The organism is Shimia sp. (genome assembly GCF_039969785.1).
GTDB lineage: Bacteria > Pseudomonadota > Alphaproteobacteria > Rhodobacterales > Rhodobacteraceae > Shimia.
Genome location: NZ_JBDVNC010000037.1, coordinates 192,135 through 211,125 on the forward strand (window position 1 = coordinate 192,135; position 18,991 = coordinate 211,125).

Annotated in this window: 18 protein-coding genes; 10 read left to right on the top strand and 8 right to left on the bottom strand. The window is 56.6% G+C overall.

What is annotated here, in order from left to right; all coding sequences use genetic code 11:
• Window positions 1-44 precede the first annotated feature (44 nt).
• From ABJI08_RS17855 to ABJI08_RS17865, 3 genes are all read right to left on the bottom strand, one after another.
• Complete coding sequence (locus tag ABJI08_RS17855) at window positions 45-944, bottom strand: hypothetical protein (protein WP_348403210.1); 900 nt, start codon at window positions 942-944, stop codon at window positions 45-47.
• Window positions 945-1,084: 140 nt separating this feature from the next.
• Window positions 1,085-1,687 (bottom strand): DUF6151 family protein, encoded by a 603-nt coding sequence (locus tag ABJI08_RS17860; protein WP_348403211.1) that lies wholly within the window; start codon window positions 1,685-1,687, stop codon window positions 1,085-1,087.
• Window positions 1,688-3,118 carry a Glu/Leu/Phe/Val dehydrogenase gene (locus ABJI08_RS17865; RefSeq protein WP_348403212.1) on the bottom strand — a complete coding sequence of 477 codons (1,431 nt, stop codon included), beginning with the start codon at window positions 3,116-3,118 and terminating at the stop codon, window positions 1,688-1,690.
• A gap of 388 nt (window positions 3,119-3,506) precedes the next feature.
• Here ABJI08_RS17865 and ABJI08_RS17870 point away from each other — a divergent pair, with 388 nt between their 5' ends.
• The 3 genes from ABJI08_RS17870 to ABJI08_RS17880 are packed head-to-tail and all read left to right on the top strand — an operon-like array spanning window position 3,507 to window position 6,340.
• Entirely contained in the window at window positions 3,507-5,252 is a 1,746-nt protein-coding gene (locus ABJI08_RS17870; protein ID WP_348403213.1) for a TadE/TadG family type IV pilus assembly protein, read from the top strand.
• Window positions 5,249-5,785, top strand: a complete 537-nt coding sequence (locus ABJI08_RS17875) for a TadE/TadG family type IV pilus assembly protein (RefSeq protein WP_348403214.1) — start codon at window positions 5,249-5,251, stop codon at window positions 5,783-5,785. Before ABJI08_RS17870 ends, ABJI08_RS17875 begins: the two co-directional genes overlap by 4 nt.
• Window positions 5,786-5,791: 6 nt before the next feature.
• Window positions 5,792-6,340, top strand: a complete 549-nt coding sequence (locus ABJI08_RS17880) for a pilus assembly protein (RefSeq protein ID WP_348403215.1) — start codon at window positions 5,792-5,794, stop codon at window positions 6,338-6,340.
• Here the strand turns inward: ABJI08_RS17880 and ABJI08_RS17885 are convergent.
• From ABJI08_RS17885 to speB, 3 genes are all read right to left on the bottom strand, one after another.
• Window positions 6,319-6,807 (bottom strand): hypothetical protein, encoded by a 489-nt coding sequence (locus tag ABJI08_RS17885; RefSeq protein ID WP_348403216.1) that lies wholly within the window; start codon window positions 6,805-6,807, stop codon window positions 6,319-6,321. The two genes, ABJI08_RS17880 and ABJI08_RS17885, sit on opposite strands and share 22 nt — an antisense overlap.
• A gap of 109 nt (window positions 6,808-6,916) precedes the next feature.
• Window positions 6,917-7,960, bottom strand: a complete 1,044-nt coding sequence (locus tag ABJI08_RS17890; protein ID WP_348403217.1) for an aldo/keto reductase — start codon at window positions 7,958-7,960, stop codon at window positions 6,917-6,919.
• A 129-nt stretch (window positions 7,961-8,089) separates the two neighbouring features.
• Complete coding sequence (speB, locus tag ABJI08_RS17895) at window positions 8,090-9,049, bottom strand: agmatinase (protein ID WP_348403218.1); 960 nt, start codon at window positions 9,047-9,049, stop codon at window positions 8,090-8,092.
• Between the two features lie 100 nt (window positions 9,050-9,149).
• On the opposite strand from speB, the gene ABJI08_RS17900 reads away from it, so the two are divergent.
• A complete protein-coding gene (locus ABJI08_RS17900; RefSeq protein ID WP_348403219.1) occupies window positions 9,150-9,770 on the top strand; it encodes a hypothetical protein in 621 nt (206 codons plus the stop codon).
• On the opposite strand, the gene ABJI08_RS17905 is transcribed toward ABJI08_RS17900, so the two are convergent.
• Complete coding sequence (locus ABJI08_RS17905; RefSeq protein WP_348403220.1) at window positions 9,738-10,349, bottom strand: TetR/AcrR family transcriptional regulator; 612 nt, start codon at window positions 10,347-10,349, stop codon at window positions 9,738-9,740. The two genes, ABJI08_RS17900 and ABJI08_RS17905, sit on opposite strands and share 33 nt — an antisense overlap.
• 76 nt (window positions 10,350-10,425) lie before the next feature.
• Between ABJI08_RS17905 and ABJI08_RS17910 the strand changes: the two genes are divergently transcribed.
• The 5 genes from ABJI08_RS17910 to ABJI08_RS17930 all read left to right on the top strand — a co-directional run bounded on the left by ABJI08_RS17910 (window position 10,426) and on the right by ABJI08_RS17930 (window position 15,291).
• Complete coding sequence (locus ABJI08_RS17910) at window positions 10,426-11,175, top strand: SDR family NAD(P)-dependent oxidoreductase (protein WP_348403221.1); 750 nt, start codon at window positions 10,426-10,428, stop codon at window positions 11,173-11,175.
• Between the two features lie 78 nt (window positions 11,176-11,253).
• Window positions 11,254-12,594 carry an MFS transporter gene (locus ABJI08_RS17915; protein ID WP_348403222.1) on the top strand — a complete coding sequence of 447 codons (1,341 nt, stop codon included), beginning with the start codon at window positions 11,254-11,256 and terminating at the stop codon, window positions 12,592-12,594.
• 67 nt (window positions 12,595-12,661) lie between these two features.
• Complete coding sequence (metG, locus tag ABJI08_RS17920) at window positions 12,662-14,374, top strand: methionine--tRNA ligase (protein WP_348403223.1); 1,713 nt, start codon at window positions 12,662-12,664, stop codon at window positions 14,372-14,374.
• A gap of 95 nt (window positions 14,375-14,469) precedes the next feature.
• On the top strand, window positions 14,470-14,853 hold the full coding sequence (locus ABJI08_RS17925) for a helix-turn-helix domain-containing protein (RefSeq protein ID WP_348403224.1): 384 nt from the start codon (window positions 14,470-14,472) through the stop codon (window positions 14,851-14,853).
• Between the two features lie 24 nt (window positions 14,854-14,877).
• Window positions 14,878-15,291, top strand: coding sequence for an IclR family transcriptional regulator C-terminal domain-containing protein (locus ABJI08_RS17930; protein ID WP_348403225.1), 414 nt, complete (start codon window positions 14,878-14,880; stop codon window positions 15,289-15,291).
• A 40-nt stretch (window positions 15,292-15,331) separates the two neighbouring features.
• Here ABJI08_RS17930 and ABJI08_RS17935 read toward each other — a convergent pair whose 3' ends face one another.
• A complete protein-coding gene (locus ABJI08_RS17935) occupies window positions 15,332-16,975 on the bottom strand; it encodes a sulfatase-like hydrolase/transferase (RefSeq protein ID WP_348403291.1) in 1,644 nt (547 codons plus the stop codon).
• 443 nt (window positions 16,976-17,418) lie between these two features.
• Between ABJI08_RS17935 and ABJI08_RS17940 the strand changes: the two genes are divergently transcribed.
• Complete coding sequence (locus tag ABJI08_RS17940; protein ID WP_348403226.1) at window positions 17,419-18,990, top strand: arylsulfatase; 1,572 nt, start codon at window positions 17,419-17,421, stop codon at window positions 18,988-18,990.
• Window position 18,991 lies beyond the last annotated feature (1 nt).

The window sequence follows — 18,991 nt, forward strand, 5'->3', positions numbered from 1 at the left end:
AGGAAAAATCCTGCACTATTTTTCCCGGCGTTTTTGGGCTTAGTCTAGAAAACCACCCGGAAACTCAGACCGGCAATCGGGGCCGTTTCATATGTTTGCGAACTGACCGTCGCACCAGTTGTGCTTTCTAATTCCAACCTGCCATCAAATTCGGCACCGGCAAAGGCACTGAACGACATTGCCGGATTTGGCTTGTACTCAACTGACAAAACCACGGGAATGCTCGAATCCTCGCCCACTCCGCCCGGAGCTATACCGGAATTGTCCAACCTAAACCGAGTCCGCTCGGACCGCGTAACAAACGACACTTTGGTTTTGTCGTTGGCCTGAAAGCTCAACGAAACACCCGGCCCCTGAGAAGCGCCCAGCCCTGTACCGGTACTCAGGTTCCAGCGACTGCTAATATCCCAATCCACCAACAACGCCGGGAACGCTTCAAAATCGTCGTTACCCAGACCCGAAAATACACCAAAAGCCGGTCCAATTTTCAGACTTTCAGACACCCGCCAGCTGACCCCGGCAAATACGCCATAGGTGAACCCGTCGGACATGCTTGCGTCATCTTCGTAATCCCAGCGCAAAGACGGAGCGATGAAGACATTGGCATTCCCTCCCGCTGAAAACCGAATGGGGGCGGACAAGCGAATGTCGCGCACATCGCCCCATGGCGCCGCAGCTGGCACTGCGAAATCATAGGACAATTGCCCATAGCTGAGCAGCACGCCAAACGACGCGCCCTCGGGATTGCGATACAGCGCGCCGCCTCGCAAGAACTGACGGTTGGCTGAAAAGGACCCGCCGCCGCTCAGGTCTGCGTCTGACTGAAATACCGCCAACCCGTCGATCAAAGGCGTCCAACCTGTGGGCTGCTGAGCTGCCGCTTGGCCGCTCAAAACCATACTGGCCGCAACCAAACCCACATATCGATTTACCGTTTTTATCATCTTGTCCTAATTCCCGCCGCTAGATGCTTTGTTAAGCATTTAAATCCACTACGCGCAGAATTGAAATTTGGATGAAAATGAATTTGCCTGCCTGCGAACAAACAGTTCGTTGTCGCTGATATGCAGTGCCAAAACGTCGCTTATTCAGGCGTCGCGGCTTTGCGTTCCTCAAGGGTCAACATACGGGGTGCGGCAGTTGGCTGGCCGTCCGCGTCAAAGAATGGTGTCTTGCTCAGCCTGCCTGACAGCAATTCCCCAAAATGGCGGCGCAATATCTGCCAGCTCACTTTCAGAAACCCGCGATTTTGCAGGTCCCCGGGCCCCACTCCGGCCCCTTGCGTATGAACCACGGCAACAACCGGACCAACCGTTTCGGCAACGTTGTCACCTTCAAAATTTGGCGTCATAAACCCGGCAAAAGCCAGCTTTCGACTGCTCAATGTGTTGCAGACCGGCGTGTCACAGCAAGACGCATACCACCGCAATGGCCCCTTAGGAGACAGCCGCAAACAGGCCAGATGTTCTTTGCCCTGCAAAATCTGCACCCTGGACGGAACGGTTTGAAAAAGGCCGGTTCCCCCTCTGGGCTTTAACAGTTCTTCGGCCTTCAGGAACCTCGCAAATGCCTGGCAATCCTTGCAGTAACATACCAAATGCGAGCCCGTTTCAGGGCTCGCATCCTTAATTTCGGCGCGAAACGAACCGCATCTGCATTTCAAATCCAAAGTCGCGCCGTCTGTCATTTACAGTCCCTTCGCCCGATAGCTGGCCGCCACTTTGTTAATCGACACAAGATAGGCTGCCGTCCGCAGGTCCTCGACATCCGCCCGGTCATGCCAGACTTCCCGCATCGATTGATAGGCGATGCGCATCGTATCATCCAGCCCGGAACGCACCAGTTCCAGCTCATCCGCACCGCGAAGATACTTATCCTTGAAGGCCGGTGTCATCGACCAGGCATCTCCAAGGTATCGATCCAACCGCTCCAGCTCATCTATGACCAGCTGGTGACGCGCTTCTTCCTGACGTCGCTGCATGCGCCCAAATCGAATGTGACTCAGGTTTTTGACCCACTCGAAATAGGACACGGTCACACCGCCCGCATTGGCATACATATCTGGAATGATCACGGTGCCCTTCTCGCGCAGCACGTCATCCGCCCCCGCCGTCACAGGCCCGTTCGCAGCCTCGATGATCAGCGGCGCCTTGATGTTCTTGGCGTTGGACAGGTTAATCACCCCTTCCAAAGCCGCCGGGATCAGAATATCGCATTCTTCCTCCAGAACCGCACCGCCTTCGGCTGTGTGGGTTGCGTCCGGATATCCGGTCACGCCGCCATGCTTTGTCAGCCACTGATGCACCGCATCCACGTCCAGGCCGTCCGGATTGAACAAGGCGCCATCACGTTCGATGATCCCAATAATCGTCGCGCCATCCTCATCGCTCAGGAATTTCGCAGCGTGATATCCCACGTTGCCTAGCCCCTGTACAATGATGCGTTTGCCATCCAACGTCCCGGTCAGATTGGCCTTAGCCACATCCCGCGGATCGCGGAAAAATTCGCGCAACGCGTATTGAACACCGCGACCTGTTGCTTCGACCCGACCGGAAATCCCACCGGCGTTCAGCGGTTTACCCGTCACACAGGCTTTTGCGTTGATATCCGTTGTGTTCATCCGGGCATATTGGTCTGCGATCCACGCCATCTCACGCTCGCCTGTGCCCATATCGGGCGCCGGAACGTTCTGACTTGGATGGATCAGGTCCCGCTTGGCCAGTTCATAGGCAAACCGGCGCGTAATCATCTCCAACTCGTGCTCGTCAAAATCGCGGGGGTTAATACACAACCCGCCTTTGGATCCCCCAAACGGAGCCTCGACCAGCGCGCATTTATAGGTCATCAACGCCGCCAAAGCTTCCACTTCGTTCTGGTTGACGGAGGGTGCAAATCGAATGCCGCCCTTGACGGGCTCCATGTGCTCGGAATGCACAGACCTGTATCCGGTAAATGTCTGCATTTTCCCGCGCAGTCGTACGCCGAACCGAACTGTATAAGTCGCATTACAAACCCGTATTTTTTCTTCTAATCCCGGTGGCAGGTCCATTAAGGCCACTGCCCGGTTAAACATCAAATCAACACTTTCGCGAAAACTCGGCTCTTTTATCGCGCTCATCGTTATCCTCCTGACAAGCTCTGGTCTGCGACTCCTCGCCGCAAATCCAATTCTCAAACTCTAAGCGTGTTTTGCGGCGAATGACGAGTACTGATTAAAAAAAGGGCATTTTTGTCATTGTTGTTTCGACCACCGAAACAAAGCGCGATCCGGGATCAAGACTGTCGGGAACTGTGTCAGCCTAAACCCAATTTCCCCACGTTTACCCTCGTTACAGCGTTGTTTTGCCCAACTTTGGCCCAATTCCTAAACGACAAATGACGGTGGCGCAAAGTGTCCGATCCTCGGGCATGTCAGGGACTGATGCGTCAAAATGAGGGACGGGATAATGCGAAAGCTCGAAAACGACTTTCTGCGAAACGGGCAGAACCGGACAGATGGGCAGAACATGCCCTGGCTTCGTCAATTCTGGAAGGAAGAAGACGGCGTGATCGTCGGTTTTGCAGTATTTTTGTTCATGATCATTCTGATGATCGGCGGCGTCGGTATCGATGTTATGTATTCAGAAATGAAACGCACCCGACTTCAACACACACTGGACCGGGCCATTCTCGCAGCGGCCGATCTCGATCAGACACGCGATCCACAAGAGGTTGTCGAAGACTATTTCGAAAAGGCCGGCATGTCGGACTTCCTCAGCACTGTGGTTGTCACGGATGGTCTGAATTATCGTCAGGTCGAAGCTTCGGCGACAACCACGCATGACACGATGTTTATGCGCCTTGTTGGTGTGGACACGCTCACTGCGCCTGCATCAGGTGCTGCCATCGAACGGATCGGCAATATCGAAATTTCGATGGTACTCGACGTATCGGGTTCGATGAACAGCAATTCACGCCTGGCCAACCTGAAAATCGCCGCCAATGACTTTGTCGAAACAATGGACGAAAATACCGAAGACGGAACGCTTTCGATATCCATTGTTCCCTACGCCACACAGGTGTCAGGCCCGGATGAATTGTTCGCTGAACTTAATGTGTCAGACGAACACTCCTATTCAAACTGCATTGACTTCACCGCTTCCGATTTCAACGAAACCGGCATCTCCACAACCGAAGGGTTTGAGCGGACCATGCATTTTGATCCGTGGAACGAACATGACTATCGCGACAATGACCCAAGCTACCCCACCGGGCACTCAAGCGACAACAGCGGCGACCCGGTCTGTGAATTGCAGGACAACCGCGAAATGATCGTTTTGCAGGACGATGTCACAGAGCTGCAAAACTTTATCAGTGCAATGTGGGGCGGTGGAAATACGTCCATTGATATCGGCATGAAATGGGGCACTGCGTTGCTGGACCCCGACCTGCAGCCTGCCGTAACCGAAATGATCGCAAACGGAGACATTCCGGACTCTTTCGAGGGGCGTCCCTATTCACATGCCGAAGCTGAATCGCTGAAGGTGATTGTGCTCATGACCGATGGTCAGAATACATCACAATACTACATTCAGGATGACTTTCGCGATGGTCCCTCTAACGTCTGGTGGAATGAACAGGAAGAAATCTATTCCGTCTACGTTGGTCAGGATGAAGATGACGAAGACGATGACGACATAACTGATGAACCGTTGTTCTACTGGCCGGGCCATTGGGATCCGGATGGTCAGTGGCAAGAGGGCTGGTATGACCACCCCTGGGGCAATGGAACATACGAATCCGAAGAGGTCGTTGGGCAGGAACTTGAGTGCAGCTCTTACAAACGGAATGGGTCTTGCCGCCGCTATCGCTGGGTCGACGTCGTGGAAACCACTCAGATTGACGAACCCGGCGTAGCCGCAGTTGTAAGCTATCCGGATTTGTGGGCCTACACGTCTCCCCGTTGGGTCGCAGATCAGCTTTATGCCCCCTGGATGGGTCGGGACGATGCGCGCGCAGACTGGGATGATGGCGTTCAGGGCTCGTATGGAAACTCGGCCAAGAACACCCGGACCGAGAACATCTGCGATGCCGCCAAGGCCGAAGGAATTATCGTCTTTACCATTGGCTTTGAGGCACCCGCAGACGGTCAGGCCATTCTGCAAGACTGCGCCAGCTCGGACAGCCACTACTTTGACGTTAACGGGCTGGAAATCCAGGATGCCTTTGCGGCCATTGCAACGTCGATAAGACAGCTGAGGTTGACCCAATGAGCATGCGTAAAAAATCATTCTTCTCTCGCTTTAAGCGGGACGAAGAGGGCCACGCGACCATCGAGTTCGCAATTATGGTTCCATTTCTGTTCATCATCATGCTCTCCGCAATCGAGCTTGGTATCCTGACAATGCGCTACGCATTTCTGGAACGAGGGCTGGATTTGGTCGTGCGCGATATTCGCCTGTCCACCGGGACAGATTTCGCCCATGACACGATCCGCGACGAAGTCTGCGAACACGCCGCTATGATCCCGGACTGTTCCAACAATCTGAAGCTCGAGATGATCACGCTAAGCCTGCGCGAGTGGACTGGTGTGCCCTCGGAAACCGTGTGCACCAACCGCTCTGAAGACGTCCAGCCCGTGACCACCTTTGCTTCCGGAGCGGAAAACGAACTGATGGTGTTGCGTGTGTGCGCCAAGGTTGAACCGCTGTTCCCGACCACTGGTCTGGGCGCAACCTTTGACGTCGACTCTGCGGGTGACTACTCGCTGATCGCATCAACCGCCTTTGTGCAGGAACCGAGGTAACCGAATATGTTGTGTACCCTAAGCCACTTTTTAAAACGCTTCCGCGACGACACCAAAGGCACGGTTGCAGTCGAAGCCGCGATTGTTCTGCCGATGCTGTTCTGGGCCTTTATGGCCATGGCTGTGTTCTTTGACATGTACCAGACCCGGTCCACGTCGGAAAAAGCCGCCTTTACAGTATCGGACCTGCTGTCACGCGAAACGGCTGCGGTTGATCAGGATTATCTGGACAATGCGCTTGGCTTGTTCAAGTCGATCTCGACACTGGATTCCGTATCGTCGCTGCGCGTTAGCGTCGTGTCCTACAGTGACATTGACGACGAGTATTTTCTGGATTGGTCGCACGGCACCGGACTGGATGACGGGCTGGATGATCTCGGACTACAGAATATGACAGGCCACCTGCCTGTTCTGGTCAATGGCGAACGTCTGATTGTTGTGCAGACCTTTGGAAAATACGATCCGCCGATCGATGTTGGTCTGGGCACAATCGACGTGGACACGTTTGTGTTCTCGCGCCCACGCTTTGCGCCTCAACTGGCCTGGTCGTCCTGATTTTTTTCATGCAGGACCACCTGCAATATCTGAGCCATCGCCTTTGATTGCGAACCGGCCGTAACGCCGCCGATACCAATCCGGCGTCCCAAACACCACCAAAGCCCCGGTTGCCATCTGCGCGACCGGGGCTCTTTCAATCGTATGAGAAAGCCGTTGGATGGTTTAAACGCAAATGTCCCGCGTTCAACTTGTGCGATCTGATCAAGGGTGGCGATCACCTCACCCGATGAGCTGCGCAATTCTTCCATCGTCAATTCGATCTGAAACTCTGTGGCCTTGCGCGTCGCATCAGTCAGCCAAAGCGCAACGAGACCTAATCCAATCAGGAAAACCTGCCATTGCAACGCGGGTGCCGTGGACAGCCCCAGATAGATCAGCAACCCACCAAGGGCGCCCATCACCAGAATGCCAAACCAACGACGTGGTGCTGATGCACCGACGACTGCAATGACCTCTTCCTGCATAATCTCTCCTGCCTAAACTGCGTTGCTCAACCGCGCCAAAGCGGCCCTGAGCGATGACATTCAACACCCCACTTACGGCAAAGTCAGAACATGTGCCACCAAAGCAATTCTAGTATGGCATCGGATGCGCTCTGTGCACCTCATTTATCTCTTTCAACACTTCGTCGCTTAGTCGCTGATCCGCCATTTTCAGGATATGTTCCAGCTGACCCAGTCGGGTTGCACCGAAAATGGAGCTGCACAAAAATGGGCGCTGCAAGGTAAAGGCCAAAGCCATATGCACCGGGTCCAGCCCATGACGCGCCGCAATTGCAAGGTACACATCGATCACTTCAAAGATACGTGGAGACACCCGTCCGCCCAGATTGTCGACGATGGATTTGCGCGACCCTTCCGGCACCGCGCCATTCTGGTATTTGCCCGTCAGCAAACCGGCTGCCAACGGGGAAAATGCAAGCAAACCAACGTCTTCGTTGATGCTCACTTCGGCCATATCGGTATCATACAAACGGCAAAGTAATGAATATTCGTTCTGAACAGACGCCACACGGGGACCGTGTCCAGCCTCGGCAAGCCGCGCCCACTGGGACGTGCCCCACGCGCTTTCATTTGACAGGCCAAACGCACGGATACGCCCCTTGTCAACTTCGCGCTGCAACGCGCCCAGCGCGTCCTGCATATGCGCAATTGTGTCGCTGTAGGATTGCTTTGACGGGTCAAAATTCCAGTTCTGGCGGAACATATATGACCCACGGTTGGGCCAGTGGAACTGATACAGGTCGATATAATCGGTTTTCAGGCGCTTCAGCGATCCGTCAATTGCTTCGGGAATGGATTGCGACGTGATTGGCGCGCCGTCGCGCACATGTTTCAGGCCCATGCCCGAATGCTTGGTCGCCAAAATCACGTCAGACCGGCGTCCGGTGCGCGCGAACCACTGGCCGACAATTTCCTCGCTGCGCCCCTGGGTTTCCGGGGAGACCGGATTGACGGGGTACATTTCGGCGGTGTCGACAAAATTGATCCCAGCCGCCAGCGCCATGTCGATCTGGGCGTGAGAGTCTGCGGTGTCAGTTTGGGTTCCAAAGGTCATTGTCCCAAGGCAAAGCTCGGACACCGACATACCGGTACGGCCCAACGGGTTCATCTTCATCTGAATGGTCCTGTCTGTTTCGCGTGCCTGCGCACCCTAACTATGGTGCAAACATGTGCAAGGGGGGGCGCCGCCCCCGCCGCGGCAAGCCGCGACTCCCCCGGAGTATTTTTGGCAAAATGAAGTCGATCAGGATTTGGGGCGGGCGTGGAAGATAAAGCCAAGCATGTTGAGCAGGACTTGCGCGGCCAGAATAGAGGTCGACCCGGTTGGATCATAATCCGGCGCCACCTCGACCAGATCGATGCCAACAACTTCGTGGCGCTGCGCGAGGTTCTGCAGCATTTCCAGAACGTCATAATAGAGAAAGCCCCCATGACTGGGCGTGCCGGTGCCCGGCGCAATGGATGGGCAGAACCCGTCAATGTCGATCGTGACATAGACGCGCGCATCTTTGGGAATGCGCGCAATGACACCTGCGGGACCAAGCGCGCGCGCCTGCCGCACGCTCAGAATGTCGCTGCCCATCTGGCGCGCATCCGCATAGCCTTCGCGCGCGGTTGAGCTGACATTGCGGATGCCGACCTGGGTCAGCCCGGTGACATAGGGTTTCTCGGCGGCGCGGCGCATTGGATTGCCATGCCCAAACCGTACCCCGTGGCGTTCATCAACAAAATCCAGATGCGCGTCGATCTGCAGGATGTGTATGTCGCCCTGTCCTTCGAACGCGTTGATGCAGGGGATATTGACCGAGTGATCACCGCCAATCACCACTGGCAGAGCGCCTGCATCAAGGATCGCGCGTACACCGGTTTCGATATTGGCATGGCTCTTTTGCGTATTGGTGTGCACGATATCAGCATCACCAATATCCACCATCCGCACCGAGGCGGGCAGATAGGTGGCGTCATCTTCGTGATCGTAAGCCCCGGCGTGCCCAAAGCTGAACAGGGTTGAAGCCTCACGCACGGCACGCGGGCCAAACCGGGCGCCGCTGCGCCACTGGGTGCCGAAATCATATGGTGCGCCCAATATGGCAACATCTGCGTCAATCGCCGCCCAGTCTGCAACATAGGGCCGTTTGCCAAAGGTCGAAATGCCCACAAATGGCAGATCCAGCCTGCCGTCTTCGTATCCGTGCCCGCTCATGAACCGCTCCTGTTGATATGCCTCTACGGTGCCGGAAATATAGCTGTGGGTAAAGAGCATCCATATTGAGAACAAAAGAGGAATATGTTATACCTGTGGCATGGCGACTCATCTTCTTAAACGGGCCCCGGACCGCCCCCGCCCCGCGTTGGAGGCCGCCCCCGGCATTTCGCTCAGGCTGGCGCGCCTGCACGAGGCGTGCGGCCCGGCGCGCTATACGTTTGCGCTGTGGCTGGCGCGCCAGACACGCGGGCCGGTGTTCTGGATTGCCCCTGATTGGAGCGCGGCACCGCTCAACCCCGATGGCATGGCACGTTTTGCGCATCCCGGGCGGTTCACCTTTATCACCCCGCGCCGCCCCGAAGAACTGCTCTGGACGATGGAGGAAACGCTGCGCGCCGGGATCGTGCCGCTGGTGGTGGCGGACCTGCCCGGCCTGCCCGCGCTGACCCCGGTGCGGCGCCTGCATCTGGCTGCTGAAACCGGCGTGGCGGAAACCGGGCACGCCCCGCTGGGGCTGATCCTGACCCCCGATCAGGGCGGCGCGCAAGGGGTCGAAAGCCGCTGGCATATGGCGCAGTCCCATACCGCAGACCAGGACGCCTGGACCCTGACCCGCCTGCGCGCGCGCACCGATCCGCAACGCAGCTGGCATGTCACCGGCCTGCCCGCCAAACCACAGCTTTCCTCAGTCGAAATCCCCGACACGCAGATAGCCTGAGGCCGCACGCATCACCCGCGCCACCAGCGCAGGTTCATCGCGTTCACCGCGCATCATGGCGTCGTCAATCATGCCCCGGCTCAGCCCGATCAGATCCAGCGCGGACAACTCAGGGCGCGCCACACCATGCGCGGCCAGCACACCCGACACCACACCCAAAATCTCGCGCTCCAACGCGTCGGTTTCCCCCTGCATCGGCACCAGCAACGCCGCCCGGTCCAACGCCTGCGCCAGCTGCGGCCACCCCCGTTGATGACGCACCGTTGCCGCGATCAACGCCCGCAGGGCCACCTCTAACGAGGCCCCGAGCGTCTCTTCTGCCGCAGCGTTCAACCCATGCACAAGCCGCGCACGTTTGTCACGCACCAACGCGGTCACAATCGCCGCTTTGTTTGGAAAATACTGATAAAGCGACCCCACGCTGACCCCGGCCCGATCCGCTATCACATTGGTGTTCAGCGCACCAATGCCCCCCTCTGCCAAAATGCGAGCCGCCGCCTGCAAAATCGCATCATAAGTCGCCTGTGCCCGCGCCTGACGTGGTTTTTTACGTGGATTTACAGGGGGGTGATCAGCCATCAGCAAAGCGAGTCCCAAATGCAAGCAATTGCTCACATATTAACACAAACACCATTCCTCACAACGGACAGTCCGCATGTACGCCTTCACCAATCAGACAATCCTGCTCACCGGCGCCACAGGAGGCATTGGCCAGGCGCTTGCACACCAGCTTACCCAACAGGGCGCGCATGTGCTGGCCACAGGCCGCGCAGAACTGCCGCTACAGTCCCTTGCCGCAACCGCGCCGGACCAGATCACGCAAATCGTGGCGGATCTGAACACCCGGACAGGGCGCAATCATATTATCGCCGTCGCCCAAACCCACCCCCTGACCGGGGTTATCCACAACGCCGGGCTTCAGCTCGAAACCAACTTTGCCACCAACAACGCGCCCGACAACGCGCCCGACAACGCGCCCGATGTCACGTCAGAAATCGCAGTGAACCTGCAAGCCCCACTGCACCTGACTGCCGCCCTTTTGCCGCACCTTTCTGGCCCAGCCCCTTTCCTAAGCTTCATTACCTCATCGCTTGTCCTTGCCCCAAAACAAGACGCGCCGATCTATTGCGCCACCAAAGCCGGATTGCACAGCTTCACCCGCGCCCTCGGGTATCAATGCGCTCAGTCGCGCCCCGATGTCCTGATCAACGAAGTGTTCCCGGCGCTGGTCGATACCCCCATGACCGCCGGACGCGGCAGCGGCAAAGACAGCCCCGAAACCGTCGCAATCGCCATTCTGAAGGGGCTGCAGAACCGTCGAACCGAAACATGGGTCGGCAAAGCCAGACTGCTGCGCCTGCTCAACCTGCTTTGCCCGCCTCTGGTGGCAAAAATCCTGAAATAGCCCAAATGCCCAAAAACGACCTGTATTCGTCGATTAACCACAAGCCCCGCAATCTGACCGCGCGATGCTGACCTCATTATGCGCATGATGATCTCTTTTTCCGCCCTGTTTCTATCTGTCGTCCTCTTACAGCTCAGCACAGGCGGCGTTGGCCCGCTGGATGCACTCTCAGGTATCACGCTAGGGTTCACGACCTCTGAAATCGGCCTGCTCGGGTCCGCCCATTTTCTGGGGTTCTTTGTCGGCTGCTGGTGGGCGCCACGCCTGATGGGCAGCATCGGGCATTCACGCGCTTTTGCGGCCTTTACCGCCTCTGGCGCCATTGGATTGATTGCACATTTCCTGATCGTGGACCCAATCGCATGGGCCGTGATGCGCATGGCGTCGGGCCTGTGTGTTGCCGGGTGTTTCACGGTGGTTGAGGCATGGTTGCAGGCCAAAGTCACCAATGAAACCCGCGGGCGCGCCATGGGCAGCTACCGGGTGATCGACATGGGCGCTTCGCTGGCCGCGCAACTGGTGATCAGCGTGCTCGAACCGGGGGCATACGTGTCCTATAACCTGTTGGCCATTTTGTGCTGTGCTGCGCTGTTGCCGATCACGCTGACGAAAACGCCCCAACCCGCGACCCCAAGCGCACCCCGCCTGCGCCCGATGCTGGCCGTCGCGCGTTCACCACTGGCAGCGGCGGGTGTGATCGTTGCGGCGCTCAGCTCGGCCAGCTTTCGCATGGTCGGCCCGGTCTATGGCACCGAAGTGGGCCTGCAAACCAGCCAGATTGCGTGGTTTCTGGCCGCCTTTGTACTGGGCGGCGCGTTGGCGCAATACCCGGTTGGCTGGCTGGCCGATAAATATGACCGGCGGTGGGTTCTGATCTGGTTGTCGGCTGCGGCGGTTGTGTCCTGCGCAACCACGGTCCTGATTGGCGGGGCCAGCACCACAACCGTCATGCTGAACGCCACCTTTTTCGGGCTGACATCCTTTCCGATCTATTCGGTGGCCGCCGCCCACGCAAATGACTTTGCCACCTCCGAAGAACGCGTGGAATTGTCTGCAGCCCTGATGTTCTTTTTTGCGCTTGGCGCCATCGCCGCGCCGCTTCTGGCGTCGGGCCTGATCCAGCGGTTTGGTCCGGGGGCGCTTTTTGTGATGATCGCAGCCGGGCATGTAGTGCTGATCGTCTTTGGACTTAGCCGGATGCGCGCGCGCCCAACCGTTGAACACCGCACCCGCTATGTCTACGCCCCCCGCACATCCTTTACCATCGGACGTCTGATGCGCCGCCAGAGGGAAAAGCCGACACGGATCGACGAAAGCACCAACGAAAGACCCGATAGAGATACCGACGACGACACAGACAAAGAGTCTGGCAAGACAGATCAGACACCGACGCAATGCCGACGCGCTGCCGACGGGTAATTTCGCCCTCTGGCACTGCGCGTCGCTTTGGTCTAGACGGGGCGGGCAGATAACCAAGGAACCTGATATGGCGCGCCACCTGATCACTTCGGCCCTTCCCTATATCAACGGGATCAAACATCTCGGAAATCTGGTCGGAAGCCAGCTTCCCGCTGACCTTTTCGCCCGCTTTCAGCGCGCACGTGGTCATGAAGTTTTGTTCCTGTGCGCCACTGACGAACACGGCACACCTGCCGAACTGGCTGCCGCCAAAGCGGATCAGCCGGTCACAGAATACTGCGCAGAACTGCACGACGTTCAGGCACGTATCGCGGCCGGGTTCCGGCTCAGCTTTGACCATTTCGGGCGGTCTTCATCGCCACAGAACCACGCGCTGACGCAACACTTTGCCGGACGTCTGGCCGACCTTGGTCTGATCCGAGAAGTTGTTGAAAAACAGATGTATTCCAACGCTGATGGGCGGTTTCTGCCGGATCGTTACATCGAGGGCACCTGCCCCAATTGCGGGTTTGAAAGTGCGCGTGGCGATCAATGCGACAACTGCACCAAACAGCTTGATCCAACTGATCTGATCAATCCATACTCTACGATTTCGGGGTCCACCGATCTGGAAGAGCGCGAGACCAAGCACTTGTTCCTGTGCCAGTCGCAACTGCGCGACACGCTGCAGACATGGATTGATGGCAAAACCGACTGGCCCGTTCTGACCACCTCTATTGCCAAGAAATGGCTGAACGACGGTGACGGCCTTCAGGATCGTGGCATCACCCGTGATCTGGACTGGGGCATCGCCGTAAAACGCGGCGACCAGGACTGGCCCGGCATGGAAGGCAAGGTGTTTTACGTCTGGTTTGACGCCCCTATCGAATATATCGCCTGCGCCCAGGAATGGGTCGACGCAGGCAAAGGCGAAAGCTGGGAACGCTGGTGGCGCACCGACAAAGGCGCTGACGATGTGACCTATACCCAGTTCATGGGCAAGGATAACGTGCCGTTCCACACGCTGTCCTTCCCCGCGACAATTCTGGGATCTCAGGAACCGTGGAAGGCCGTCGATTATATCAAATCTTTCAACTACCTGAACTATGATGGCGGGCAGTTCTCGACCTCTCGAGGACGCGGCGTGTTTATGGATCAGGCGCTGGAGATCCTGCCATCTGACTACTGGCGCTGGTGGCTTTTGTCCCACGCCCCGGAAAGCAGCGACAGCGAATTCACCTGGGAAAACTTCCAGCAATCCGTGAACAAAGACCTGGCCGACGTACTGGGCAATTTTGTCAGCCGCGTCACCAAATTCTGCCGCGCTAAATTTGGCGAAGAAGTCCCCGCAGGTGGAAGCTTTGGCGAGGCAGAACAAACACTTATCCAGGAATTGACCACGCGCATCCGCGCCTATGAAACCCATATGTCGGATATGGAAGTGCGCAAGTCGGCACAGGAACTGCGCGCGATCTGGGTTGCGGGCAACGAATATCTGCAAGCTGCGGCCCCATGGTCGACCTTCAAAGAAGACCCCGAGCAAGCCGCCGCGCAAATCCGTTTGGCGCTTAACCTAATCCGCCTCTATGCGGTCCTGTCCGCACCGTTTATCCCGGACGCCGCGGCGACTTTGATGTCAGCCATGAAGACCTCGGATACCGAGTGGCCGGATGACGTGGCACAGGCGCTGGAGACGCTTAAACCCGGTCATGCCTTCACAGTACCTGACGTCACTTTCCGCAAAATCACCAATGATGAGCGTGAAGCCTGGCAAGCGCAGTTTTCTGGAACGCGCGACTAAGGGCACATAACGGCAGGCCTTCGCCGCCTTCGCCCCCCACCGGTGGCCGCTGATGGTGGTCTTGACTGCGCGCCAACTGGCGGCTCATATCCGGTATGCTCAAGGAAAACCGATCACTGGAGCGCGGGCTGATCGTGCTGGAAACACTGGCGCGAAATCAATCCATGTCGCTGTCAGAGATTCACCGGGCGACCGGCTTGCCCAAGTCCACTTTGCGCCGGTTGTTGGCTACGTTAGCGCGGCAGCGTTTTGTGCGGCGCTCGCTTGCTGACAAACAATACCGGATCACCGTGAACCTGCACGACCTTGCGATTGACCCGGTGCAACCGGGCTCCGCACTAATTGCCGACATCGCTCTACCGCATCTTCTGGACCTGACCAGCCGCATAGGCTGGCCATCCGACATTCACATATTCGAAGACCACTGGATGCGCATTATTGAATCCACCCGGTCTGTCAGCCCGTACAGCTTGTATTAGGCACCGCTCGACCACAGGGTTGGCTTGTTTTATTCGGCCACAGGGTTGATGTGCCTTAGCCTCAAGACAGACGCTGAAGTGCGCCGGTTGTTTGAACACGACGATGTCGATCCTCAGTTCCAACCGTCTCAGATCGGATTAACATGGGATGACTTACAGGCTCGCCTAAACCACGTTCGCACCGTTGGGTACGGCATGCGCATTGCCAAGACCGTCATACATGACAAATTGCTGGCCATTGCACTGCCGATCTATCGACAAGGAGACCTCTGGGGCGGCGTGCCTTTGCTGTGGCCCAAAGTGTTCATGACCACAGCTGACTTTGCTGACAAATACCTCGACGACTTGCGGGAAACGGTATCGGCCATTCAGGCTGACATCGACAAACACGATTCCAGACTAAACACCCGGCAAGGTCCGGCTCACGGCTCCAGCTGACCCTCCGCCGCGCCTGCTCACCCAATCGCTGAGCTTGCCGCTACGACCCCACATAATTGCGCGATGCGGGGCCGCGGTATTTTTCGGTCAATTCGTCAGGCACTTCGGTCCCGTCCACTAGAAACGGCAAAATACCTTTGCGACCTGACTTGCCCCGCATTGCTTTGATGTCGTCTTCGGATTTGGTCACCCGCTGCGACATCCGTCGCCCCCACTGGGCTAAATATCCATAAAGCCGATCGATTTCGCCGTCATGCGCATCAGTTTTGCCAAGATCGTGAAACTCTTCGGGGTCCTGTTCCAGATCAAACAGCATCGGGCGAAACCCGCCTTCGGCATGCATCAGCTTATAGCGCCCGTCAAAAACCATAAACAGCCGTGCGTCGCGCGGCTCAACCTTTAGCTTGATGGCCTGTTGCGTAGCCGAATAATCGTATTCGCTGATTGCGAATTCACGCCACTCAGGTGTTGCACCATGCAACCACGGCATCAAAGACCGCCCCTCAACAATATGATCGGGCACTTTGCCCCCGGCAAATTCGACAAAGGTCGCCGCCACATCCAGCGATTCAACCAGCGCGTCGCATGTTGTGCCCCGCGTGACGTCTGCGTCCGCGCGCGGGTCATACACGATCAACGGGATCTTGACGCTTTGATCGTGGAACAGCTCTTTTTCGCCCATCCAGTGATCCCCCAGATAGTCGCCATGATCCGAAGTCAGCACGATCATCGTTGTGTCGAGTCGTCCGGTTTCCTCAAGATAATCCAGCAACACCCCAAGCTGATCGTCACATTGTTTGATCAGCCCCATATAAGCCGGAATCACTTTTTGGCGCACATCTTCGCGCTGAAACGCCTGCCCAATCCGGTTTTCCATATAGGCGCCAAACACCGGATGCGGGTCCTGGCGTTCGACCGCATTGCGCATCGGTTGTGGCACATGGTTTGCCCCGTACATGTCATGATAGGGCGCAGGCACAATATAGGGCCAATGTGGCTTGATATAGCTCACATGCGCACACCAGCGCCCCTCGGCCTGATCAATGAATTCAATGGTTTTCTGGGTCAGCCAAGGCGTTTCGCTATCCTCTTCGCGGATATTTGCGGGCTTGTCGGCATTGGCAAACATCCACCCTGATGCCTTGTCACCCTGTGCGTCGATACCCGCATTGGCAAAATCCGCCCAAGGGTTTTCAGACGGATACCCCTTGGACTTCAGGTACTCATTATAGGGCGAGCGTTTTTCATCATAAAACCCGTCCGGCCCCTCGCCCCACAACCCGTCATCTCTGATCCAGCTGTCAAACCCGCATTCCGCCTGACGCGCGCCGATCACGCTGTCCGGGTTCAGCCCCAATCGCGCCATCCCGTCCGCATCCGCCTTCATGTGCGTCTTGCCCAGCAACCAGCAATCCATTCCTTCGCGGCGCAGGTGATCGCCCAATGTGTGTTCGCCCACGCGCAACGGGAAGCCGTTCCATTGCGCGCCGTGCGATGACGCGTATCGTCCGGTGTAAAAACACATGCGAGACGCGCCGCAAATCGGCGACTGCACATATGTATTTGTAAACCGAACGCCCATTTCGGCCAGCCTGTCAAAATTGGGCGTATGCAGATGCGGATGCCCGGCACAGCTCAGGTAATCATGGCGCAGCTGATCATACATAATGAACAGGATATTCATCCCATCAGCCGACTGCGACTCAGGTTTTCTCATAGATTCTTTCCTTCCGCACCTAACCCTGCCACACTAACGAAGCCGAACCAGATCAAATCGAAAAATATGCCTCCAGGTGGCATAAAATCGGACGGCTTTCCAAAGACCTCTTGCGAAAACCAGCGGAAATCTGCGCGTCCTGCAAGACCTTTTTGCCCCGATGTAAAGTAAGGTTTTCCATAGTTTTATCGAAAAAACGGAAGATTCTAGTGTTTAAATACAACAACTTAACACGTTCTACGACTTTAGTCGCAGGCCGTAAGGGAACCCCTTGTGAACATGACTGTTTTAGTCGACGGTCTAAGGGCATCAACTCTAGGTTTAATTCCATTTTTGGTGCATACTCGCAGTCCTATTGCGGTCAATTGGGCCGTCAAAAAATTGCAAAAATAATTCAACATGGAGAAACTATGCCACTTTCACAGTTGATCAGGCGGCCTATTCTGGCCGCAACCCTACTTGTCGGAGGCATCGCCTCTGCCGTGCAGGCTCAGGAGAAACCCAATATTCTGGTGATCTGGGGCGACGATATCGGTCAGTCCAACATCTCTGCCTATACAATGGGCATGATGGGGTATCAGACACCCAATATTGATCGCGTCGCGAACGAAGGCATGATTTTCACCGATTATTACGGTGAACAATCCTGTACGGCCGGGCGCTCGTCCTACATCACCGGACAATCCGTATTCCGCACGGGCCTGTCCAAAGTGGGCATGCCGGGCGCGCCGGAAGGCATGCAGGTAGAAGACCCGACCATTGCCGGTCTGCTCAAGGCCCAAGGCTACAGCACAGGTCAATTTGGCAAGAACCACCTTGGCGACCGCGACGAAATGCTGCCCAGCAATCATGGGTTTGATGAATTCTTTGGCAATCTCTATCACCTGAACGCCGAAGAAGAGCCCGAGAACGAAGACTATCCGCAAAACCCGGAATTCCGCGAGCGGTTTGGCCCGCGTGGGGTGATCAAATCCTCGGCTGACGGCTCAATCGAAGATACCGGCCCGCTGACCAAAAAGCGCATGGAAACTGTGGATGACGAAACAACCGCAGCCGCCATCGACTTTATCAAACGCAAGAATGACGAAGGCGTGCCGTGGTTTGTATGGTGGTCCGGCACCCGGATGCACTTCCGCACCCACGTCAAAGACGAAATGCGCACCAAGGCCGACGAGATGGCCGGGCGTCATCTAGACGAATATCAGGCTGGTATGGTCGAGCACGATTTGCACATCGGTCAGTTTCTGGACCTGCTGGATGAGTTGGGCATCGCCGACAACACCATCGTACATTATTCGACCGACAATGGCCCGCATATGAACTCTTGGCCTGATGCCGCGATGACACCGTTCCGGGGTGAAAAGAACACCAACTGGGAAGGTGGCTGGCGCGTGCCGTCCATGGTGCGTTGGCCCGGTAAAATTGAAGCCGGTTCCATCAGCAACGAAATCATGCACCACATGGATTGGTTGCCAACCTACGTGGCTGTTGCCGGAAACCCGGACATCAAAGAGCAACTTCTGGAAGGTGGCGTGCAGGCAATCGGACGCGAATATAAAGTGCATCTGGATGGCTACAACTTCCTGCCTTACCTGACCGGTGAAGAAGAAAGCGGCCCGCGTCACGAGATTTTCTACTTCTCGGACGACGGCGATCTGACAGCGTTGCGTTATGACGACTGGAAGGTCATTTTCCTTGAGCACCGTTACCCACAGACGTTGCGCGCCTGGGCCGAGCCGTGGACTGAACTGCGCATTCCGCTGTTGTTCAACCTGCGCCGCGACCCCTATGAACGCTCCAACATCACGTCCAACACCTATTGGGACTGGTATCTGGATCGCGTCTATCTGCTGCTGCCAGCAGCCGGTTACGTGGCAAGCTTCCTGGACACTTTCACCGAGTTCCCACCACGTCAGAAACCCGGAAGCTTTACGATTGGCGACGCCAAGGACAAGATCTTTAGCCAGATCGGTTCAAAATAAT